This window comes from Microbacterium sp. 22215, assembly GCF_052045655.1.
GTDB classification, from domain to species: Bacteria; Actinomycetota; Actinomycetes; order Actinomycetales; family Microbacteriaceae; genus Microbacterium; species Microbacterium phyllosphaerae.
In genome coordinates this window covers 197,325-216,723 of the sequence record NZ_JBQEPC010000006.1, presented here as the reverse complement: position 1 = coordinate 216,723, position 19,399 = coordinate 197,325, and the positions used below count along the sequence as shown (strand labels likewise).

At 64.9% G+C, this 19,399-nt stretch carries 12 protein-coding genes and 3 rRNA genes; 9 read left to right on the top strand and 6 right to left on the bottom strand.

Annotation, left to right across the window (positions count from 1 at the left end; translation table 11 throughout):
• Positions 1 to 259 precede the first annotated feature (259 nt).
• The 3 genes from ACTJKH_RS12265 to rrf all read left to right on the top strand — a co-directional run bounded on the left by ACTJKH_RS12265 (position 260) and on the right by rrf (position 5,515).
• Positions 260 to 1,782: ribosomal RNA gene (locus tag ACTJKH_RS12265) — 16S ribosomal RNA — on the top strand.
• Between the two features lie 408 nt (positions 1,783 to 2,190).
• Positions 2,191 to 5,293 (top strand): 23S ribosomal RNA (locus ACTJKH_RS12260).
• A 105-nt stretch (positions 5,294 to 5,398) separates the two neighbouring features.
• Positions 5,399 to 5,515: ribosomal RNA gene (rrf, locus tag ACTJKH_RS12255) — 5S ribosomal RNA — on the top strand.
• Together the 16S, 23S and 5S rRNA genes form the textbook arrangement of a ribosomal RNA operon.
• A gap of 188 nt (positions 5,516 to 5,703) precedes the next feature.
• On the opposite strand, the gene ACTJKH_RS12250 is transcribed toward rrf, so the two are convergent.
• Complete coding sequence (locus ACTJKH_RS12250; protein WP_440737159.1) at positions 5,704 to 6,480, bottom strand: IclR family transcriptional regulator; 777 nt, start codon at positions 6,478 to 6,480, stop codon at positions 5,704 to 5,706.
• A 52-nt stretch (positions 6,481 to 6,532) separates the two neighbouring features.
• Between ACTJKH_RS12250 and hutH the strand changes: the two genes are divergently transcribed.
• Genes hutH through ACTJKH_RS12225 form a run of 5 tightly spaced genes read left to right on the top strand, consistent with a single transcriptional unit; the run spans position 6,533 to position 12,278 of the window.
• On the top strand, positions 6,533 to 8,074 hold the full coding sequence (gene hutH / locus ACTJKH_RS12245) for a histidine ammonia-lyase (protein WP_440737158.1): 1,542 nt from the start codon (positions 6,533 to 6,535) through the stop codon (positions 8,072 to 8,074).
• On the top strand, positions 8,067 to 9,746 hold the full coding sequence (gene hutU, locus ACTJKH_RS12240) for a urocanate hydratase (protein WP_440737157.1): 1,680 nt from the start codon (positions 8,067 to 8,069) through the stop codon (positions 9,744 to 9,746). Before hutH ends, hutU begins: the two co-directional genes overlap by 8 nt.
• Complete coding sequence (gene hutI, locus ACTJKH_RS12235) at positions 9,743 to 10,963, top strand: imidazolonepropionase (RefSeq protein ID WP_440737156.1); 1,221 nt, start codon at positions 9,743 to 9,745, stop codon at positions 10,961 to 10,963. Before hutU ends, hutI begins: the two co-directional genes overlap by 4 nt.
• Positions 10,944 to 11,849 (top strand): arginase family protein, encoded by a 906-nt coding sequence (locus ACTJKH_RS12230; RefSeq protein ID WP_440737155.1) that lies wholly within the window; start codon positions 10,944 to 10,946, stop codon positions 11,847 to 11,849. Before hutI ends, ACTJKH_RS12230 begins: the two co-directional genes overlap by 20 nt.
• A gap of 39 nt (positions 11,850 to 11,888) precedes the next feature.
• A complete protein-coding gene (locus ACTJKH_RS12225) occupies positions 11,889 to 12,278 on the top strand; it encodes a hypothetical protein (protein WP_440737154.1) in 390 nt (129 codons plus the stop codon).
• Between the two features lie 25 nt (positions 12,279 to 12,303).
• On the opposite strand, the gene ACTJKH_RS12220 is transcribed toward ACTJKH_RS12225, so the two are convergent.
• The 5 genes from ACTJKH_RS12220 to ACTJKH_RS12200 are packed head-to-tail and all read right to left on the bottom strand — an operon-like array spanning position 12,304 to position 18,228.
• Positions 12,304 to 13,125 carry an SDR family NAD(P)-dependent oxidoreductase gene (locus tag ACTJKH_RS12220; RefSeq protein ID WP_440737153.1) on the bottom strand — a complete coding sequence of 274 codons (822 nt, stop codon included), beginning with the start codon at positions 13,123 to 13,125 and terminating at the stop codon, positions 12,304 to 12,306.
• Positions 13,126 to 13,170: 45 nt separating this feature from the next.
• Entirely contained in the window at positions 13,171 to 15,039 is a 1,869-nt protein-coding gene (locus tag ACTJKH_RS12215) for a glycogen debranching N-terminal domain-containing protein (protein WP_440737152.1), read from the bottom strand.
• Positions 15,036 to 15,875, bottom strand: coding sequence for a carbohydrate ABC transporter permease (locus ACTJKH_RS12210; protein ID WP_440737151.1), 840 nt, complete (start codon positions 15,873 to 15,875; stop codon positions 15,036 to 15,038). Before ACTJKH_RS12210 ends, ACTJKH_RS12215 begins: the two co-directional genes overlap by 4 nt.
• Positions 15,872 to 16,972, bottom strand: a complete 1,101-nt coding sequence (locus tag ACTJKH_RS12205; protein ID WP_440737150.1) for a carbohydrate ABC transporter permease — start codon at positions 16,970 to 16,972, stop codon at positions 15,872 to 15,874. The genes ACTJKH_RS12210 and ACTJKH_RS12205 overlap by 4 nt, the downstream gene beginning before the upstream one ends.
• A gap of 2 nt (positions 16,973 to 16,974) precedes the next feature.
• Complete coding sequence (locus tag ACTJKH_RS12200) at positions 16,975 to 18,228, bottom strand: sugar ABC transporter substrate-binding protein (RefSeq protein ID WP_440737149.1); 1,254 nt, start codon at positions 18,226 to 18,228, stop codon at positions 16,975 to 16,977.
• A gap of 166 nt (positions 18,229 to 18,394) precedes the next feature.
• Here ACTJKH_RS12200 and ACTJKH_RS12195 point away from each other — a divergent pair, with 166 nt between their 5' ends.
• Entirely contained in the window at positions 18,395 to 19,399 is a 1,005-nt protein-coding gene (locus tag ACTJKH_RS12195) for a LacI family DNA-binding transcriptional regulator (RefSeq protein ID WP_440737148.1), read from the top strand.

Genomic DNA, 19,399 nt, shown 5'->3' with positions numbered 1-19,399 from the left:
TAAGATAGAGAAGTTGCCCTTCGGGCCTGGTTGTGATGACTGGGTCGTGGGAGCATCCGATCCTTGAGAACTCAACAGCGTGCACTTGTCAAATGCCAAATTATCCTCGTCTAGCTTCGGCTAGTTGAGAATTCCTTTGGATCAAAGACCAACCTCCTTGTGGGGTTGGCATTCGGATGAAGTCAGCAATGAATTTGTCTCTTTGGTCAGCATCAAACTCGCTGCGTCACCGTTTTCCCGGTGTCGTATGCATTTCTTTTTTACGGAGAGTTTGATCCTGGCTCAGGATGAACGCTGGCGGCGTGCTTAACACATGCAAGTCGAACGGTGAAGCCCAGCTTGCTGGGTGGATCAGTGGCGAACGGGTGAGTAACACGTGAGCAACCTGCCCCTGACTCTGGGATAAGCGCTGGAAACGGCGTCTAATACTGGATACGAGTAGCGACCGCATGGTCAGTTACTGGAAAGATTTATTGGTTGGGGATGGGCTCGCGGCCTATCAGCTTGTTGGTGAGGTAATGGCTCACCAAGGCGTCGACGGGTAGCCGGCCTGAGAGGGTGACCGGCCACACTGGGACTGAGACACGGCCCAGACTCCTACGGGAGGCAGCAGTGGGGAATATTGCACAATGGGCGCAAGCCTGATGCAGCAACGCCGCGTGAGGGATGACGGCCTTCGGGTTGTAAACCTCTTTTAGCAGGGAAGAAGCGAAAGTGACGGTACCTGCAGAAAAAGCGCCGGCTAACTACGTGCCAGCAGCCGCGGTAATACGTAGGGCGCAAGCGTTATCCGGAATTATTGGGCGTAAAGAGCTCGTAGGCGGTTTGTCGCGTCTGCTGTGAAATCCGGAGGCTCAACCTCCGGCCTGCAGTGGGTACGGGCAGACTAGAGTGCGGTAGGGGAGATTGGAATTCCTGGTGTAGCGGTGGAATGCGCAGATATCAGGAGGAACACCGATGGCGAAGGCAGATCTCTGGGCCGTAACTGACGCTGAGGAGCGAAAGGGTGGGGAGCAAACAGGCTTAGATACCCTGGTAGTCCACCCCGTAAACGTTGGGAACTAGTTGTGGGGTCCATTCCACGGATTCCGTGACGCAGCTAACGCATTAAGTTCCCCGCCTGGGGAGTACGGCCGCAAGGCTAAAACTCAAAGGAATTGACGGGGACCCGCACAAGCGGCGGAGCATGCGGATTAATTCGATGCAACGCGAAGAACCTTACCAAGGCTTGACATATACGAGAACGGGCCAGAAATGGTCAACTCTTTGGACACTCGTAAACAGGTGGTGCATGGTTGTCGTCAGCTCGTGTCGTGAGATGTTGGGTTAAGTCCCGCAACGAGCGCAACCCTCGTTCTATGTTGCCAGCACGTAATGGTGGGAACTCATGGGATACTGCCGGGGTCAACTCGGAGGAAGGTGGGGATGACGTCAAATCATCATGCCCCTTATGTCTTGGGCTTCACGCATGCTACAATGGCCGGTACAAAGGGCTGCAATACCGCGAGGTGGAGCGAATCCCAAAAAGCCGGTCCCAGTTCGGATTGAGGTCTGCAACTCGACCTCATGAAGTCGGAGTCGCTAGTAATCGCAGATCAGCAACGCTGCGGTGAATACGTTCCCGGGTCTTGTACACACCGCCCGTCAAGTCATGAAAGTCGGTAACACCTGAAGCCGGTGGCCTAACCCTTGTGGAGGGAGCCGTCGAAGGTGGGATCGGTAATTAGGACTAAGTCGTAACAAGGTAGCCGTACCGGAAGGTGCGGCTGGATCACCTCCTTTCTAAGGAGCATCTGACTCTTCGGAGTCCAGAACCCAGTTCGAAGGCATACGTTCTTCGCTGGGAGCTCATGGGTGGAACATTTGACATGGTGCGAAGGATGAAGGTTTCTCTTAGTACACCGCTTGCGGTGGGAACGGGGAGGGTTTCGGATGTCGCACCTGCACGCTGTTGGGTCCTGAGGGACCGGATGCGATCTTCGGATCGTTTCTGTACCTCTGGGCCTCTTGTTGTTTCTCCTGTGGGGGAAGTGAGAAGGGGTACCGCCCGTACTTTGAGAACTACACAGTGGACGCGAGCATCTTGCAGCTGATCTTCGGATCGGTTGCACAAGATGATCTTAAAGATCATTAGTCAATTTCATGCCAGGCTTTCGGGCCTGGTGTCGATTCTGATTCAAACTCATGTGATTTCAAGTCTTTAAGAGCAAACGGTGGATGCCTTGGCATCTGGAGCCGAAGAAGGACGTAGCAATCTGCGATAAGCCTCGGGGAACTGATAAGCAAGTTTTGATCCGAGGGTGTCCGAATGGGGAAACCCCGCTGGGCGGCGTGCCGACCTAGTGACTCCCGCCTGAATATATAGGGCGGGTAGAGGGAACGTGGGGAAGTGAAACATCTCAGTACCCACAGGAAGAGAAAGCAACCGCGATTCCGTTAGTAGTGGCGAGCGAAACCGGAACAGGCTAAACCTAGCGTGTGTGATAGCCGGCAGGCGTTGCACGTTGGGGGTTGTGGGACTTTTCAGTCATCTCTGCCGAGGTGGCGGCGTTACACGATGGTATAGACGAACGGTCTTGAAAGGCCGGTCATAGAGGGTGCCAACCCCGTAGTCGAAATGCCAACCGTGGCGCGAAGAGTATCCCAAGTAGCACGGGGCCCGTGAAATCCCGTGTGAATCTGTCAGGACCACCTGATAAGCCTAAATACTCCCAGATGACCGATAGCGGACAAGTACCGTGAGGGAAAGGTGAAAAGTACCCCGGGAGGGGAGTGAAATAGTACCTGAAACCGTTTGCTTACAAACCGTTGGAGCAGCCTTAGTAGCTGTGACAGCGTGCCTTTTGAAGAATGAGCCTGCGAGTTAGCGATATGTGGCGAGGTTAACCCGTGTGGGGTAGCCGTAGCGAAAGCGAGTCTGAATAGGGCGATTCAGTCGCATGTCCTAGACCCGAAGCGAAGTGATCTATCCATGGCCAGGTTGAAGCGACGGTAAGACGTCGTGGAGGACCGAACCCACTTAGGTTGAAAACTGAGGGGATGAGCTGTGGATAGGGGTGAAAGGCCAATCAAACTTCGTGATAGCTGGTTCTCTCCGAAATGCATTTAGGTGCAGCGTTGCGTGTTTCTTGCCGGAGGTAGAGCTACTGGATGGCCGATGGGCCCTACAAGGTTACTGACGTCAGCCAAACTCCGAATGCCGGTAAGTGAGAGCGCAGCAGTGAGACTGTGGGGGATAAGCTTCATAGTCGAGAGGGAAACAACCCAGACCACCAACTAAGGTCCCAAAGCGCGTGCTAAGTGGGAAAGGATGTGGAGTTGCCTTGACAACCAGGAGGTTGGCTTAGAAGCAGCCACCCTTGAAAGAGTGCGTAATAGCTCACTGGTCAAGTGATTCCGCGCCGACAATGTAACGGGGCTCAAGCACGCCACCGAAGTTGTGGCATTGACATTATTGGTAGGCCTTCGTGGTCCAGCCGTGTTGATGGGTAGGAGAGCGTCGTGTGGCCAGCGAAGCGGCGGTGTAAACCAGCCGTGGAGGCTACACGAGTGAGAATGCAGGCATGAGTAGCGAAAGACGTGTGAGAAACACGTCCTCCGAAAGACCAAGGGTTCCAGGGTCAAGCTAATCTTCCCTGGGTAAGTCGGGACCTAAGGCGAGGCCGACAGGCGTAGTCGATGGACAACGGGTTGATATTCCCGTACCGGCGAAGAACCGCCCAAGCTAATCCAGTAGTGCTAAGTGTCTGAATCCCAGTGACTGATCCCTTCGGGGTGACGCTCTGGGCCTAGCGCACGACCCCATTCTGGTGCGGTTAGCGTATTAACAGGTGTGACGCAGGAAGGTAGCCCAGCCAGGCGATGGTTGTCCTGGTGCAAGTGCGTAGGCCGAACGGTAGGCAAATCCGCCGTTCACATAGGCTGAGACACGATGCGAATAAAAAGTGGGTGATCCTATGCTGCCAAGAAAAGCATCGACGCGAGGTTCTAGCCGCCCGTACCCCAAACCGACTCAGGTGGTCAGGTAGAGAATACCAAGGAGATCGAGAGAATCGTGGTTAAGGAACTCGGCAAAATGCCCCCGTAACTTCGGGAGAAGGGGGGCCTTCGACGTATTAGGACTTGCTCCGAAAGCGTTTGGAGGCCGCAGAGACTAGTGGGTAGCGACTGTTTACTAAAAACACAGGTCCGTGCCAAGTCGCAAGACGATGTATACGGACTGACGCCTGCCCGGTGCTGGAAGGTTAAGAGGACCGGTTAGCCGCAAGGCGAAGCTGAGAATTTAAGCCCCAGTAAACGGCGGTGGTAACTATAACCATCCTAAGGTAGCGAAATTCCTTGTCGGGTAAGTTCCGACCTGCACGAATGGCGTAACGACTTCCCAACTGTCTCAACCGCGAACTCGGCGAAATTGCATTACGAGTAAAGATGCTCGTTACGCGCAGCAGGACGGAAAGACCCCGTGACCTTTACTACAGCTTGGTATTGGTGTTCGGTGTGGCTTGTGTAGGATAGGTGGGAGACTGTGAAGCATGGACGCCAGTTCATGTGGAGTCATTGTTGAAATACCACTCTGGTCACTCTGGATATCTAACTTCGAACCGTAATCCGGTTCAGGGACAGTGCCTGGTGGGTAGTTTAACTGGGGCGGTTGCCTCCCAAAAAGTAACGGAGGCGCCCAAAGGTTCCCTCAACCTGGTTGGCAATCAGGTGTCGAGTGTAAGTGCACAAGGGAGCTTGACTGTGAGACTGACAGGTCGAGCAGGGACGAAAGTCGGGACTAGTGATCCGGCAGTGGCTTGTGGAAGCGCTGTCGCTCAACGGATAAAAGGTACCTCGGGGATAACAGGCTGATCTTGCCCAAGAGTCCATATCGACGGCATGGTTTGGCACCTCGATGTCGGCTCGTCGCATCCTGGGGCTGGAGTAGGTCCCAAGGGTTGGGCTGTTCGCCCATTAAAGCGGTACGCGAGCTGGGTTTAGAACGTCGTGAGACAGTTCGGTCCCTATCCGCTGCGCGCGTAGGAAATTTGAGAGGATCTGACCCTAGTACGAGAGGACCGGGTTGGACGAACCTCTGGTGTGTCAGTTGTTCCGCCAGGAGCACCGCTGATTAGCTACGTTCGGGATGGATAACCGCTGAAAGCATCTAAGCGGGAAGCCGGCCTCAAGATGAGATTTCCATACCTTCGGGTGAGAGGCTCCCAGCCAGACTACTGGGTTGATAGGCCAGATGTGGAAGTGCAGTAATGCATGCAGCTGACTGGTACTAATAAGCCGATGACTTGATAACACACCGTTTGTTGGTGCTACGCGTCCACTGAGTGGTTCTCGATGTACGGTCGAGAACCGCATGACAATGACTTTGTTATGTGTTTGATTGAAACATCAATAGTGTTTCGGCGGCCATAGCGTGAGGGAAACGCCCGGTTACATTCCGAACCCGGAAGCTAAGCCTCACAGCGCCGATGGTACTGCAGGGGGGACCCTGTGGGAGAGTAGGACACCGCCGGACTTCTTTTAAACAGAAAAGCCACCCAATGTTGGGTGGCTTTTCTGCGTTAACGTGCGTTCGTGCACGACGACGATGACAGCTTCGATGGCGTCACGCGTTCGTGAGCGAATCGCGCACCCGGGCGCCGCGCACCCGGGCACGATGACGCGTCAGCGATTGAGTTCAGCGCGTGAGCTCATGGCTGGGTTTCAGCGCTTGAGTCGGGATTCGAGCACCGCGGCCGTCTCGATCACGGCATCCGCGAGTGCGCGCTCGTCGAGCTCCCCACCCGCCCAGGTCACCGCGACGGCGGCGACAGGCCACCCCGCGTGATCGCGAACGACCGCGCCGACACTGCGCAGCCCGTCTGCGACCTCGCTGTCTTCCGTCGCATAGCCGCGCCCTCTCACCGTGCGCAGCAGCTCACGCAGGTCACTCGGCTTTCGCGGACCGAGGCCGGTGCGGTCGGGGAACGCGGAGGCGCTCGGATACAGTGCACGCACCTGCTCACGAGGGAGGGCTGCGAGCATCGCTCGTCCGGATGCCGTGAGATGCGCGGGGAGGCGCACTCCGACGTCCGTGACGAGGGCCTGCCTGCGTGGGGCGCGCTCCTCGACGATGTACAGCACGTCACCACCGCTCATCACGGCCAGGTGCGTGCTCTCGCCGAGGCGGTCTGAGAGGGCAGCGACAAGAGGGCGACCGATGCGTGCGAGCGGTTGCTGTCGCGCGTATCCGCCGGCGAGTTCGAAGGCCGACGTGCCCAGCCCCCAGCGCCGATCCTCCTTCATGTGCAGCACGAAGCCGTGCGCCGCGAGGGTGGTGAGCAGGTGGTACACGGTCGACCGGGGCAGCTCGAGCTCGCGAGCGATCGCCGAGGCGGCGACCGGCGCGGGGCGCCCGGCCAGATAGCTCAGGATCCGCAGCGTGTTCTGGGCAGCGGGCACCTGGGCGCCGGTCTCCGCATTGTCTGGGATCACAGACACAGGATCCCACGTTCGTCTGTCGCGCGCGACCTGTCGGGTGTGGAATCGAGACATGAGCGAAAAGCCCTCCGTCCTCGTCGGCGATGCACCCCTGAGCCATTCCGATGTCGTCGCGGTCGCCCGACACGGTGCCCCGGTGACCATCAGTCCCGCAGCGCTGGTGCGGGTCGCCGAGACCCGGCAGGTCATCGACGGACTCGCGGCCGACCCGCACCCGCATTACGGGGTGTCCACCGGCTTCGGCGCGCTCGCCACGACCTTCATCGCGCCCGACCGCCGTCTGCAGCTGCAGGCCAGCCTCATCCGTTCCCACGCCGCCGGCACAGGCGCCGAGGTCGAGCGCGAGGTGGTCCGTGGCCTTCAGCTGCTTCGTCTGCAGACGCTCACCTCGGGTCGCACGGGCGTGCGCCCCATCGTGGTCGAGACGTATGCCGGTCTGCTCAATGCGGGGATCACCCCGGTCGTGCGCGAGTACGGCTCGCTCGGATGCTCCGGCGACCTGGCTCCGCTCGCCCACATCGCGCTCGCGACGATGGGAGAGGGCGACGTCCGCGACGCCGAGGGCGCGCTCGTCCCGGCATCCGATGCTCTGGCCGCCGCCGGCATCGAGCCGCTCACCCTCGTCGAGAAGGAGGGGCTCGCCCTCATCAACGGCACCGACGGAATGCTCGGAATGCTGGTGCTGGCGCTGCACGATCTCGAGACGCTGCTGCTCACCGCCGACATGGCCGCGGCGATGTCGGTCGAGTCGCAGCTGGGCACGGATGCCGTGTTCGCGGCCGACCTCATGGCGCTCCGCCCCCAGGCGGGGCAGGCCACGTCCGCGGCGAACCTGCGGTCCTTCCTCGGAGACTCTCCGATCGTGCGCAGCCACAAGGGTCCCGAGGACGGCCGCGTGCAGGACGCGTACTCGCTGCGCTGCTCGCCCCAGGTGCACGGAACCGCGCGCGACACCATGGGGTACGCGTCGATGATCGCCGACCGTGAACTCGCGAGTGTCATCGACAACCCCGTGATCACCGTCGACGGTCGCATCGAATCGAACGGCAACTTCCACGGAGCGCCGGTCGCGGCAGTGCTGGACTTCCTCGCGATCTCGGTCGCCGATGTGGCCTCGATCTCGGAGCGTCGTACCGATCGCGCCCTCGACCCCGCGCGCAGCCACGGCCTGCCGCCCTTCCTCGCCGATGAGGTGGGCGTCGATTCGGGCCTGATGATCGCGCAGTACGCCGCCGCCGGCATCGTGTCGGAGCTCAAGCGCCTCGCCGTTCCGGCATCCGTCGACTCGATCCCGTCGTCGGCGATGCAGGAGGACCACGTGTCGATGGGATGGGCGGCCGCTCGCAAGCTGCGCCGTGCGATCGACGGGCTGGGCCGCGTGTTGGCGATCGAGATCCTCACCGGTGCCCGCGCCCTCGACCTGCGAGCGCCGCTGCAGGCGGGACCCGCGACCGGCGCGGTCCGCGATCTCGTCCGCACGGTCGCGGCAGGTCCCGGACCCGACCGCTTCCTCTCACCCGACATGGAGGCCGTGACTGCACTCGTGCAGTCCGGCGCCGTCGCCCGCATCGCAAAGGAGCACGCGAATGACTGACACCACGACGCCCAGCATCACCACGGCGGGGCCGCGCACTGTGCGGGCCGCCCGCGGCAACCAGCGCACCGCCAAGAGCTGGGGCGCGGAAGCGGCAAAGCGGATGCTCATGAACAACCTCGATCCCGAGGTCGCCGAGCACCCCGAAGACCTCGTCGTGTACGGCGGCACCGGAAAGGCTGCTCGCAGCTGGGAGGCGTACGACGCGATCGTCCGCACCCTCGACGAGCTCGAGCCAGACGAGACGCTGCTCGTTCAGTCGGGCAAGCCGGTCGGCGTCTTCCGCACGCACGAGTGGGCACCCCGTGTGCTGATCGCCAACTCGAACCTCGTCGGCGACTGGGCGACCTGGCCCGAGTTCCGCAAGCTCGAAGAGCTCGGCCTGATCATGTACGGCCAGATGACCGCCGGGTCGTGGATCTACATCGGAACCCAAGGCATCCTGCAGGGCACCTATGAGACGTTCTCGGCCGTCGCCCGTTCGCTCGGGCGGGACTCGCTCAAGGGCACGCTGACCCTCACCGGCGGCGCCGGCGGCATGGGCGGCGCACAGCCACTCGCCGTCACGCTCAACGACGGCGTCGTGCTGATCGTCGACGTCGACGAGTCGCGCCTCGCACGTCGGGTCGAACACGGATATCTCGACGAGTACACGACCGACCTCGACGCGGCCGTCGCCCGGGTCGTCGCCGCGAAACAGGCCGGCGAAGCGCTCTCGGTCGGCGTGGTCGGCAATGCGGCCGAGGTCTTCCCCGAGCTGCTGCGCCGTGGTGTGCCGATCGACATCGTCACGGATCAGACCAGCGCCCACGACCCGCTCGCCTATCTGCCGGTGGGCATCTCGGTCGCCGACTGGAAGGCCGAGGCCGAACGGGATGCCGAGGCCTTCACCCACCGCTCGCGCGAATCGATGGCGCAGCACGTCGCCGCGATGGTCGCATTCCAGGATGCGGGGGCAGCGGTGTTCGACTACGGCAACTCGATCCGCGCCGAGGCTCAGCTCGGTGGCTTCGACCGCGCCTTCGAGTTCCCGGGCTTCGTGCCGGCTTACATCCGTCCGCAGTTCGAAGAGGGCCGCGGACCCTTCCGGTGGGCGGCGCTCTCGGGTGACCCCGAGGACATCTACAAGACCGACCGCGCGATCGCCGAGCTCTTCCCCGACGACAAGGCGCTGCACCGCTGGCTCGAGAAGGCCGGAGAGAAGGTGCACTTCGAGGGGCTGCCCGCGCGCATCTGCTGGCTCGGCTACAAGGAGCGCCACCTGGCAGGGCTCAAGTTCAACGAGATGGTCGCCTCCGGTGAGCTGTCGGCGCCGATCGTGATCGGCCGCGATCACCTCGACTCGGGCTCGGTCGCTTCGCCGTACCGCGAGACCGAGGCCATGAAGGACGGATCGGATGCGATCGCCGACTGGCCTCTGCTGAACGCGCTGCTCAACACGGCATCCGGCGCGTCGTGGGTGTCGTTGCACCACGGCGGCGGTGTCGGCATCGGACGCTCGATCCACGCCGGCCAGGTCAGCGTCGCGGACGGTTCTACGCTCGCCGCCGAGAAGCTCGAACGCGTGCTGACCAACGATCCTGGCACCGGAGTCATGCGACACGTCGACGCCGGGTACGAGCACGCGCGCGACATCGCCCGCGAGCGCGGCCTGAAGGTGCCGATGCTGTGACCACCACGCTGATCACGAACATCGGCGAGCTGACGACCAACATCGGCTCACCGGACGGAGACCGCTTCGGCACGCTGCACGATGCGGCCGTGCTGGTCGACGGCGGACGGATCGCCTGGGTCGGCTCGGCGGATGCCGCACCCGGGGCCGATGAGATCGTCGACGCCGGCGGCCGCGCGGTCATCCCCGGGTTCGTCGACAGCCACAGCCACCTGGTCTTCGGCGGAGATCGTGCAGCCGAGTTCGAGGCGCGCATGGCAGGGCAGAAGTACGCCGCGGGTGGCATCCGCTCGACCGTCGCCGCGACGCGAGCGGCGAGCGACGACGAGCTGCGCGCGCGCCTGCGCGGTTTCATCGACGAGATGCTCGCGCAGGGCACCACGACGGTCGAGATCAAGAGCGGATACGGGCTGAGCGTCGCGGACGAAGAGCGACTTGTGCGCCTCGCCGCCGAGGTCACGCCGGAGGTCACGTTCCTCGGGGCGCACGTCGTGCCGGCCGAGTACGCCGACCGCGCCGACGAGTACGTCGACCTGGTGACGGGCCCGATGCTCGACGCCTGTGCTCCCCATTCGAGATGGATCGACGTGTTCTGCGAGACCGGCGCGTTCTCGGTCGAGCAGTCGCGCCGGGTGCTCGAGACCGGCGTCGCGAGGGGACTCGTACCCCGAGTGCACGCGAGCCAGCTCGGTCCGGGCGACGGGGTGCGGCTCGCCGTCGAGCTCGGCGCGGCCTCGATCGATCACGGCACCTATCTGACCGACGACGACATCGCCGCGCTCGCCGCCTCCGACACCGTGCTGACCCTGTTGCCCGGAGTCGAGTTCTCGACCCGGCAACCGTATCCCGACGCGCGTCGACTGATCGATGCGGGTGTCACGGTGGCGCTCGCGTGCGATACGAACCCTGGTTCGAGCTTCACCTCATCGATGCCGTTCTGCATCGCGATCGCGGTGCGCGATATGGGCATGACCCCCGCCGAGGCCGTGTGGGCGGCGACCGCCGGGGGAGCGCGGGCGTTGCGCCGCGACGACATCGGCGTGATCACGGTGGGAGCACGCGCAGACCTCGTGCTGCTGACGGCGCCCACCCGCATCCATCTCGCGTATCGACCGGGAGTGCCGCTGGTCGATCAGGTGTGGAAGGACGGCGTCGCGGTCTTCGCGGCACCGTCGAAGGCACGAGGAGCGGAGAACCATGGCCCTGTCGCACGATGACCTCTGGCCGCGCGCTGGATCCTGGCCCTCGTTCGCTGCGGGGGATGACGCGGATGCCGTACTGCTCGGCGTTCCCACGTGGCGCACGTCGCTGTCGCCGACCGGCGCGCATGCGACCCCCGCGGCGATCCGGGAGGCGTTGACCCGGTACAGCGCGACGCTCATGGGTCCGCCTGTGGTCGACCTCGGCGAGGCGCTGCGCGTGCTCGACGCAGGGGATGTGGCCGAGCCCGACGGCGAGGCCGGCATCGCGGCGAGCGTCGCGCGCGTGCATGAGCTCGCCGCATCCGCTCGTCTCGTGATCGCGCTCGGAGGCGACAACGCGCTGACCTACCCGGTCGCGCGGGGAGCCGGGGCCACCGGACTGATCACGGTCGATGCGCACTTCGACCTGCGCGACGGGATCTCGAACGGGTCGCCCGTGCGGCGACTGATCGAGGACGCGCCCGAGGGGGAGCGCATCGATCCGACGAAGATCGTGCAGATCGGCATCGCGGACTTCGCGAACTCCGCCGCCTACGCGGCGCGCGCCGCCGAGTGGGGCATTCGCGTGCTCACCCTCGACGAGGTCAGGCGCCGGGGCATCGACGACGTCGTCGCCGAGGCGACGAGCATCGCGGGAAGCGGTGCGGCTGCCCGCATCCATCTGGATGTCGATGTCGACGCGGCCGATCGGGCCGCAGCGCCCGGCTGCCCGGCGAGCGTTCCCGGCGGGTTGGCTGCGTGGGAGCTGCGCGCTCTCGTCCGCTCGGTCGTCGCGGATCCGCGCGTGGTGAGCGCCGATATCGCCGAGGTCGACGCGACCGCCGACACCGACGACATGCGCACGGTCAGACTCGCGGCCCTCTGCGTGCTCGAGATGCTCGCGGCCCTCGCCACCCGCTGACCGCACAGGGCCATCGGTCGGCGACTTTACGATGGAGCCATGGACACGCTGGACACCCTCGCTCTCGTCGGCGAGGTGCTGTCGTGGGTGGGTCTGGGGATCGGGCTGCCGCTGCTCCTGCTGGCCATGCTGATCCGCGCGGTCGAAGGACCGTGGCGGAGCATCGAGATCGCGATCGTCGAACGGGACGGCTCCGTGTTCGCCCGCTGGTTCGCCGGAGGCGACTTCCACGAGAGGCCGCTCCGGCGCGACGAGTTCGCGACCCCGGAGGAGGGCTGGGCTGCAGGGGTCGTCAGTGCGAACGATCCTGCTCGTGCACGTGTGGGGGATCCGCCACATCTGCGCCGGGTCGTGATGACCCTGGGGATCGTGTTCGCGGCTGTCGGCGTGATCGGTCTCGTCGGCTCACTGCTGCCGCTGTTCCTCTGAGCGGATCACCTGCGGGTCTGGCGGGCTACGCGCCCGGGAAGCGCGGATCGCGGGAGTAGTCCTGTCGCCGAAGGTCGAGCGCTGCGGCGACCTGTTCAGGAGCGTCGTCGCCGATGAGGACGCGCAGCGGCCCGTCATCGGAGGCGACGTGAGCGAGGATCGCGGCTGCGGCATCCGACGGCGCCGTGCCGCCGGACGAGTCGCCCGCTGGCCACGGAACCTCGGCTGTTCCGAACAACTCCGTCCGCTGAGCGTCATAGACGTCGGAGGGTGAACTGAACCGCATGCTCGGCCCTGCCCACGCGGTGTCGAGCGCCCCCGGTTCGATGAGGGATACGCGGATGCCGAAGCGTGCCACCTCGGCGGCCATGGCCTCGCTGAACCCTTCCAACCCCCACTTCGTGGAGTTGTAGAGCCCGAGCATCGGCATCGTGCCGACCGCGCCGACGGTCGAGATCTGCACGATGTGCCCGCCGCCCTGCTCACGCATGACCGGGATGACGGCCTGGCTGAGCCAGAGCGGACCGAGCAGGTTCGTCTCCATGATCGCGCGGATGTCGTCCTCCGAGGCTTCTTCGACGGAGCCGATCAGTCCGTAGCCGGCGTTGTTCACGAGCACGTCGATGCGCCCGAGACGTTCGACGGCGCGGCGAACGGTCTCGCGAGCGGCGCCACGGTCGCGGACGTTGAGAGTCATGACGGTCAGGCGGTCGTGCGCGGGCAGCTCATGCTCGCCGCGGACCGTCGCCACGACGGTGTGCCCCGCCTCGAGTGCGGCCTCGGCGAGTGCGCGTCCGAGCCCGCGGCCTGCGCCCGTGATCATCCAGATCTGAGGTGATGAGGTCATGGAGCGATCGTATCGATCCGCGTCGTCATTCCCCGGCGAGGGCTCTCAGGCCAGGGCCGCTGCACAGACGACGGCCGCCGCCGCCGACCACGCCTGGGGTCGGCACGCAGCGGGGTAAGGCACTGGCCGGACGCCATCGATCTTCCCGTTGCCGGAATGCAGCTCGGGAACGCGATAGTCGAAGCCCTCGGCCGCGTCGAGCAATTGGGTAGCGACCCCACGGGCTTCCTCGACGAGCCCTGACCGGAGCATGCCGTGCACGGCGACCGCCGAGTCGTGCGTCCAGACGCTGCCGCCGTGATAACTCAGTGGCCAATAGCCCTGCGCATCGGACGACAGGGTGCGGATGCCGAAGCCACTCGACATGGTCGCTCCGGTCAGAAGAGCCGCACACGCACGCTCCTCGTCGGCATCTAGCAAACCGGTGCCGATCAGGTGGCCGATGTTGCTGGTCAGCGAGTCGACCGCCGACCCCTGGGCGTCGAGCGCGACCGCTGGGTACCGACCTTCACCGGTCGAGACCCAGAACGTCGCACGGAAGCGCTCCCGCAGGTCAGCCGCCCATGTGCGAAGGCGCTCGCCGCCGGGTTCGCCGAGCTCGTCGAGCAGCGCGGCCCCTCGGGTCGCGGCCTCGTAGGCGTAGGCCTGCACCTCGCTGAGCGCGATGGGACCCTCGGCGAGCGTGCCGTCTCTCCACTGGATCGAGTCACCGGAGTCCTTCCACCCCTGATTCGCGAGGCCATGCCCGGTCTCGTCGACGTAGTCGATGAATCCGCTGCCCGATGCATCGCCGTGCACGACCGTCCATTCCAACGCCGCCCGCAGTGCCGGGAGCAGGTCACGGAGTTCGTGTTCGGGCATGCCGGCGTCGTGCGCATCGGCCAGTAGGCACACCCACAGGGGGGTCGCGTCGACGGTTCCGTAGTACAGCGGGGGAAGATGCACGCCCTCCTTCGGGAGCGACAGCACCCCGCTGCGGAGCTCGTGCAGGATCTTGCCCGGCGCCTGCGCGGTCGCCGGGTCCGTCACCGTGCCCTGCAGTCGGGCGAGCACGCGGAGGGTGGATGCGGCCATCGACGGGTCGGCGGCGAGTGCGAGTCGGGCAGCCCAGATCGAGTCCCGCCCGAACAGCGTGAAGAACCACGGCGCTCCCGCGGCGTAGAACGCATCCTCCGGGTGATCGGGGAGGGTGAGCCGGAGCGCGGCCAGGTCGGCCATCGCTCGGGTGGCCCATCGCGCGAGCCGAGGATCGTCGGCGGTCGGCTGGGTCGCGGACGAAGACGCAGGAGCGGCGGCGACCACGAGGGTGCGATCGTCGAGACCGACCGACCACGACACCTCGACGCTGCTACGAGGCGGCACGGTGATCTCCCAGCGCACCGTGAGGCCGTCGGGGTCGGCGGAGACGTCGGCGTCCTCCGCGGTCAGAGAGAAGGAGGCCTCGCCACTGCGCACGACGTGACCATCCCACGTCCACTGCGCGTCGGACGTCCCACCGGCCTTGACCGCCTGCATCGGGGCGAAGTCCGGGCGGAGCCGCAGCTCGAGTGCGACCGGCACCGCATGGTCGAGGTGCGTGACAACACGCAGCCGCTCCTCGAACCGGCCGGCGGTCGCGACGCGCTCCCGATCGAGCCGCACCTTCGGGTCCGCCGTTTCATCGTCGAGACCGCGCAGCAGGTCGGTGAGAAGAGCCCGCTGTGGCGTCGGCGACGAGCATCCGATCGACTCGAGGTCGGAGCCGTCGACCGAGAGCTCGACAGCCCGGATGTGTCGGAGGTCGCCGTGGTAGATGCCGTGGATCGGGGCGCTGCCAATTCGGCCGGTGGCGTCCGACCACACCTGGGTCGGCGCCTGCAGCACGATCAGCGCGTCGTCGAGCAGCGGCTGGAGGGCGGGGGGAGTGGGGGTCATTCCTTGACGGCTCCTTCTGTGGAGTTCATGATGCGGCGCTGGAAGATGAAGAACATCACGGCGACGGGGACCGTCATGATGAGCGCGGCCGCCAGCTTGAGCGGGTACTGCGTTCCCTGACTGAGTTGGCCGCTCGCGAGCGAGGCGACTCCCTTGGTCAGGGTCGTCAGTGCAGGGTCGTTGGTCGACACGATGAAATGGCTGAGCTCGTTCCACGACCCCTGGAACGACAGGATCACGATGGTGATGAGCGCGGGGGTCGCCATCGGCAGCACCACCGACCAGAACAGGCGGAAGGTGCCAGCGCCGTCGATCCTCGCCTGTTCCTCGACCGACACCGGGATGGATTCGAAGAAGTTCTTCATGATGAAGACTCCGGCGGCATCCACGAGCAGCGGCAGGATCATGCCGGCGTACGAATTGAAGATGCCGAGCTGGTTGATCACGAGGAACTTGGGAATCAGCAGCACGACGGCCGGCACTGACATGACGGCGATCAGAGCGGCGAAGACGACGTTCCGTCCGCGGAAGTGCAGTCGGGCGAGCGCGTAGCCCGCGAGCGAGTTGAAGAACACGCGGCCAGCGGTCACGAAGATCGTCACGATCGCGCTGTTGACGAACCAGGAGGGGAAGTCGCTGCGTGCGAACAGGCGCTCGTAGGCTGCGAAGGTCCAGACCTGAGGGATGAGTGTGATGCCGCTGGAGGCCGCATCCTCATCGGTCTTGAAGCTCGTCGAGACCTGCACGAGGAAGGGATAGATGTAGACGATGGCGAGGCCGATCAGCACGGCGTAGAGCACGATCTGCCAGGTCAGCTGCGTGCGGGAGAGCCTCATGACTGGCCTCCCTTTGTCGAAGTCTCATAGGCGCGGATGCGTCGCCTGGACACCGGCCGATCGCGCAGCACCCATCGCTGAAGCAGGGTGAACACGACGATGATGACGAACAGGATGAACGCGATCGCGGCTCCCTGGCCCCACTCCTGATTCGAGAACGCGGTCTGGTACGACAGATATGCGGGCGTGAGCGTGGTCTTGCTCGGCGCGCCGCGGGTGCCGGTGTAGATCTGGTCGAACACCTGCCAGGTGCCGATCAGGCCGAGCGTCAGCACGGTGAACAGCGTCGGGCGCAGTTGAGGCAGGGTGACCCTCCAGAAGCGCTGCCAGCCGTTGGCGCCGTCCATCATCGCCGCCTCGTCGACGTCGCCGCCGAGGTTCTGGAGACCCGCGAGGAAGAGCAGCATGAACGTGCCCGACGTGGTGAACACCGCCATCATGATGTAGGCGCTCATCGCGATCGACGGCCCGGCGAGCCAGTCCCACCACGAGACGCCGAGCATTCCGCCCTGCGTCAGAGCCGCGGGCCCGGAGTCGACGCCGACTCCGCCGAGCGCGAGATGCAGGATGCCGCGAGGATCGTTGAACCAGTTGGGGCCGTTGATACCGAACCAGGACAGCACGCCGTTGACCGCGCCGCTGGCGGAGAAGAGGAACAGCCACAGAACGGTGATGGCGACGGAGCTCGTCACGGAGGGGAAGTAGTACGCGGTGCGGAAGAAGCCGCGGCCGCGGAGGACCGCGCGATTGACGAGGATTGCGAGGAACAGGGCGAGAGCGGTCTGGAGGGGCACGACGAGCAGCACATACCAGGCGTTGTTGCGCAGGGCGGTGCCGAAGTCCTTGGTCGCCAGTCCGCCGTCGGTGAGCACGGCCGAGAAGTTCTCTGCGCCGACGAACGAGACAGACCCGGAGAGGGGGCTTCCGCGACCGCCCCAGTCCGAGACGCTCACCCAGAGGGCCATGAGAACCGGCACCAGGAGGAAGACCCCGAGGATCACGATCACCGGTGCGGTGAACAGCCAGCCGGCGGCGGCCTCGCCGCGGCGGAGGCCGGAGCCCCCGCCGTGGCGAGGCCCGGCGTGCGTCGTCGTCACCGCTACTCGACGATCGCTTCGAGGTTCGACTGGACCGAGTCGAGGATGTCGGCCGGCTCCGTCGTCTTGAGCGACTCGAGCTGCGCGTTGAAGTCGGCGATGACGTCGGCGGCGCCGTCCTGGTTCGGTGGGAACTGCGCATAGTCGGCGCCGGCGAGGAAGGGCGCGAGAGGCGCGTTGTCGGCGGTCCAGGCGTCGGCCGCGGACTTGATCGACGGCATCGGTCCGAAGGCCTTCGAGAATGCGAGCTGGCTGTCAGCGCTGGTCAGGTACTCCACCAGATCGAGGGCGGCCTGCTGGTTGGGGCTGTCGGCTGCCATGCCCCAGCAGTTCGTGAACTGCAGTGTGCCCTTGCCCTCGGGGCCTGCGGGAAGCTCAGCCACGGTGTACTCGATCGAGCTGAAGTCGTTCGCCAAGGCGCCGGTGATCCAGTTGCCTTCGATCACCATCGCCGCGGATCCCTTGCCCAGCGCTTCCCCGCCCCATCCGGCGCCGACGTCCTTCGCATACGCGAACGTGCCATCGGTGAGGTGGGACTTGACGTAGTCGAGCGCCTCGACGTTGGCCGGATCGTCGGCGATCGCCTGGCCGTCCTTGACGAGACCGCCTCCGGCCTGGGCCATGAACGTGCCCACCCGCTGGAATTCGGCTCCGAAGGCGAGACCGACGTGGTCGGCGGTGGTGAGCTTCGAGGCCACGGCGGCGAGGTCATCCCACGTCTGGGGAATGTCGGCGTCCGTGAGTCCGGCCTCAGCCCACATCTGGCTGTTGATGACGAGCGCCAGCGTCGAGAAGTCCTTCGGGGCGCAGTAGAAGGTGTCGTCGATGGTGAAGTTCTCGACGAGCGAAGGATAGAAGTCGTCCTTGTTGCTCAGCTCGTCGCCGTAGGCCTGCAGCGACCCATTCGAGGCGAACCCTGCGATCTGGTCGGTCGAGAGGTAGAAGAGGTCGGCGGGCTCACCGGCCGCGAAGCCCTGCGAGAGCTCCTGCGAGAGGTCGCTCGCCACCTGCAGCGACACCTTCGTGCCGGACTCCTCCGACCAGGCGTCGAGGGCCGACTGCACTGCCGCGGTCTCGGCGTCGCCCGACGAGCCGATCAGCACAGTCAAGGCGTCGTCGGAGGACGTGAGCTCGGACGACTCGGAGGACGCTCCGCCGTCGGAGAAGCCCGAGCCCCCGCATCCGGTGAGCACGAGCGTGCTGGTGAGCAGCACTGCCCCGGTGCCGAGGATGGTGCGCGTGGTGTGCCGTGTCATGGTCTCTCTCCTTTGATGAGTCATTGCGGTCGCGTGCGGAACGGGTCTGCCGGCTGCGTGGGCAGAAATTTGAACGATCAAACTCTGCGTGCAATACGCTAGGGGCGAGGTCGCGGCCATGTCAAGAGCGACCCGACAGACGAGACGCGAGCAGCGAGGAGCAGCGATGGCGAAGGCGCCCACCGTCGAAGACGTCGCGGCCCACGCGGGTGTCTCGAGGCAGACCGTGTCGAACGTGCTCAACACCCCCGAGGTCGTGCGCCCCGCCACGAAGGAACGCGTGCTCGAAGCGATCGACGCGCTCGGGTACCGGCGACACGCTGCCGCTCGTCGCCTGCGGCTACGACGGAGCTCCACCATCGGCATCCGACTGGATCCCTACGTCGGCGGGATCTCCGGAGTCGTGCTCGACCGTTTCGTGCACGCTATCACGGAGCACGCCAGCGAGCGGGGCATGCGCATGCTCGTCTACGCTGCGCGTGACACCGATGAGGAGCTTGCTCGCCTGTCTGAGCTGTGGGAGGGCTCCGAGATCGACGCCGCCATCATCACCGGAACCTTCCGCGACGACCCGCGGGTCGGGCATCTGGATGCCGAGGGGTTGCCGTTCGTCTCATTCGGCAGGCCGTGGGGCGAAGACGACATCGCGGACCCGCGGCACCTGTGGGTCGACGTCGACGGCGCCGCGGGAACGCGGGCGGCGACTCAGTACGCGCTCGGAGCCGGTGACCACGTGACGTTCTTCGGATGGCCGGAGGGTTCGGGGACCGGTGATGATCGCGAACGCGGCTGGCAGGAGACGATCCGTGGCGCGGGTGCTCGGGGTGGACGTCTGACGGCCGACGACTCCGTCCCTCGGGCGCGCGTCGCCATGGAGGTCGCGCTCGCAGCGGGACTCGAGACCGACGCCCTCGTCTGCGCCAGTGACTCACTGGCTGTGGGAGCCTTGCTCGCGTTGGCGGACGCGCGCCGGGTCCTGCCGGTGATCGGTTTCGACAACACCCCGACGGCAGAGGCGCTCGGCTTCTCAAGTGTCGAGCAGCGCCCCGAAGACGTCGCCACGGCCGTGCTGGAGCTTCTGATGGGGCCCACGGGAGACGTCGTAGCACCTCGTCGGCTCGAGGCCGGGTCGGCGCACGCCTTGATCACTCCCGAGCTCGTCGTGCGCTGA

Excerpts from the sequence above, each read along its gene's own strand:
- hutH (WP_440737158.1), top strand. The coding sequence starts at position 6,533 with ATGAGCGAAAAGCCCTCCGTCCTCGTCGGCGATGCACCCCTGAGCCAT.
- hutU (WP_440737157.1), top strand. The coding sequence starts at position 8,067 with ATGACTGACACCACGACGCCCAGCATCACCACGGCGGGGCCGCGCACT.
- ACTJKH_RS12230 (WP_440737155.1), top strand. The coding sequence starts at position 10,944 with ATGGCCCTGTCGCACGATGACCTCTGGCCGCGCGCTGGATCCTGGCCC.
- ACTJKH_RS12225 (WP_440737154.1), top strand. The coding sequence starts at position 11,889 with ATGGACACGCTGGACACCCTCGCTCTCGTCGGCGAGGTGCTGTCGTGG.
- ACTJKH_RS12220 (WP_440737153.1), bottom strand. The coding sequence starts at position 13,125 with ATGACCTCATCACCTCAGATCTGGATGATCACGGGCGCAGGCCGCGGG.
- ACTJKH_RS12215 (WP_440737152.1), bottom strand. The coding sequence starts at position 15,039 with ATGACCCCCACTCCCCCCGCCCTCCAGCCGCTGCTCGACGACGCGCTG.
- ACTJKH_RS12210 (WP_440737151.1), bottom strand. The coding sequence starts at position 15,875 with ATGAGGCTCTCCCGCACGCAGCTGACCTGGCAGATCGTGCTCTACGCC.
- ACTJKH_RS12200 (WP_440737149.1), bottom strand. The coding sequence starts at position 18,228 with ATGACACGGCACACCACGCGCACCATCCTCGGCACCGGGGCAGTGCTG.
- ACTJKH_RS12195 (WP_440737148.1), top strand. The coding sequence starts at position 18,395 with ATGGCGAAGGCGCCCACCGTCGAAGACGTCGCGGCCCACGCGGGTGTC.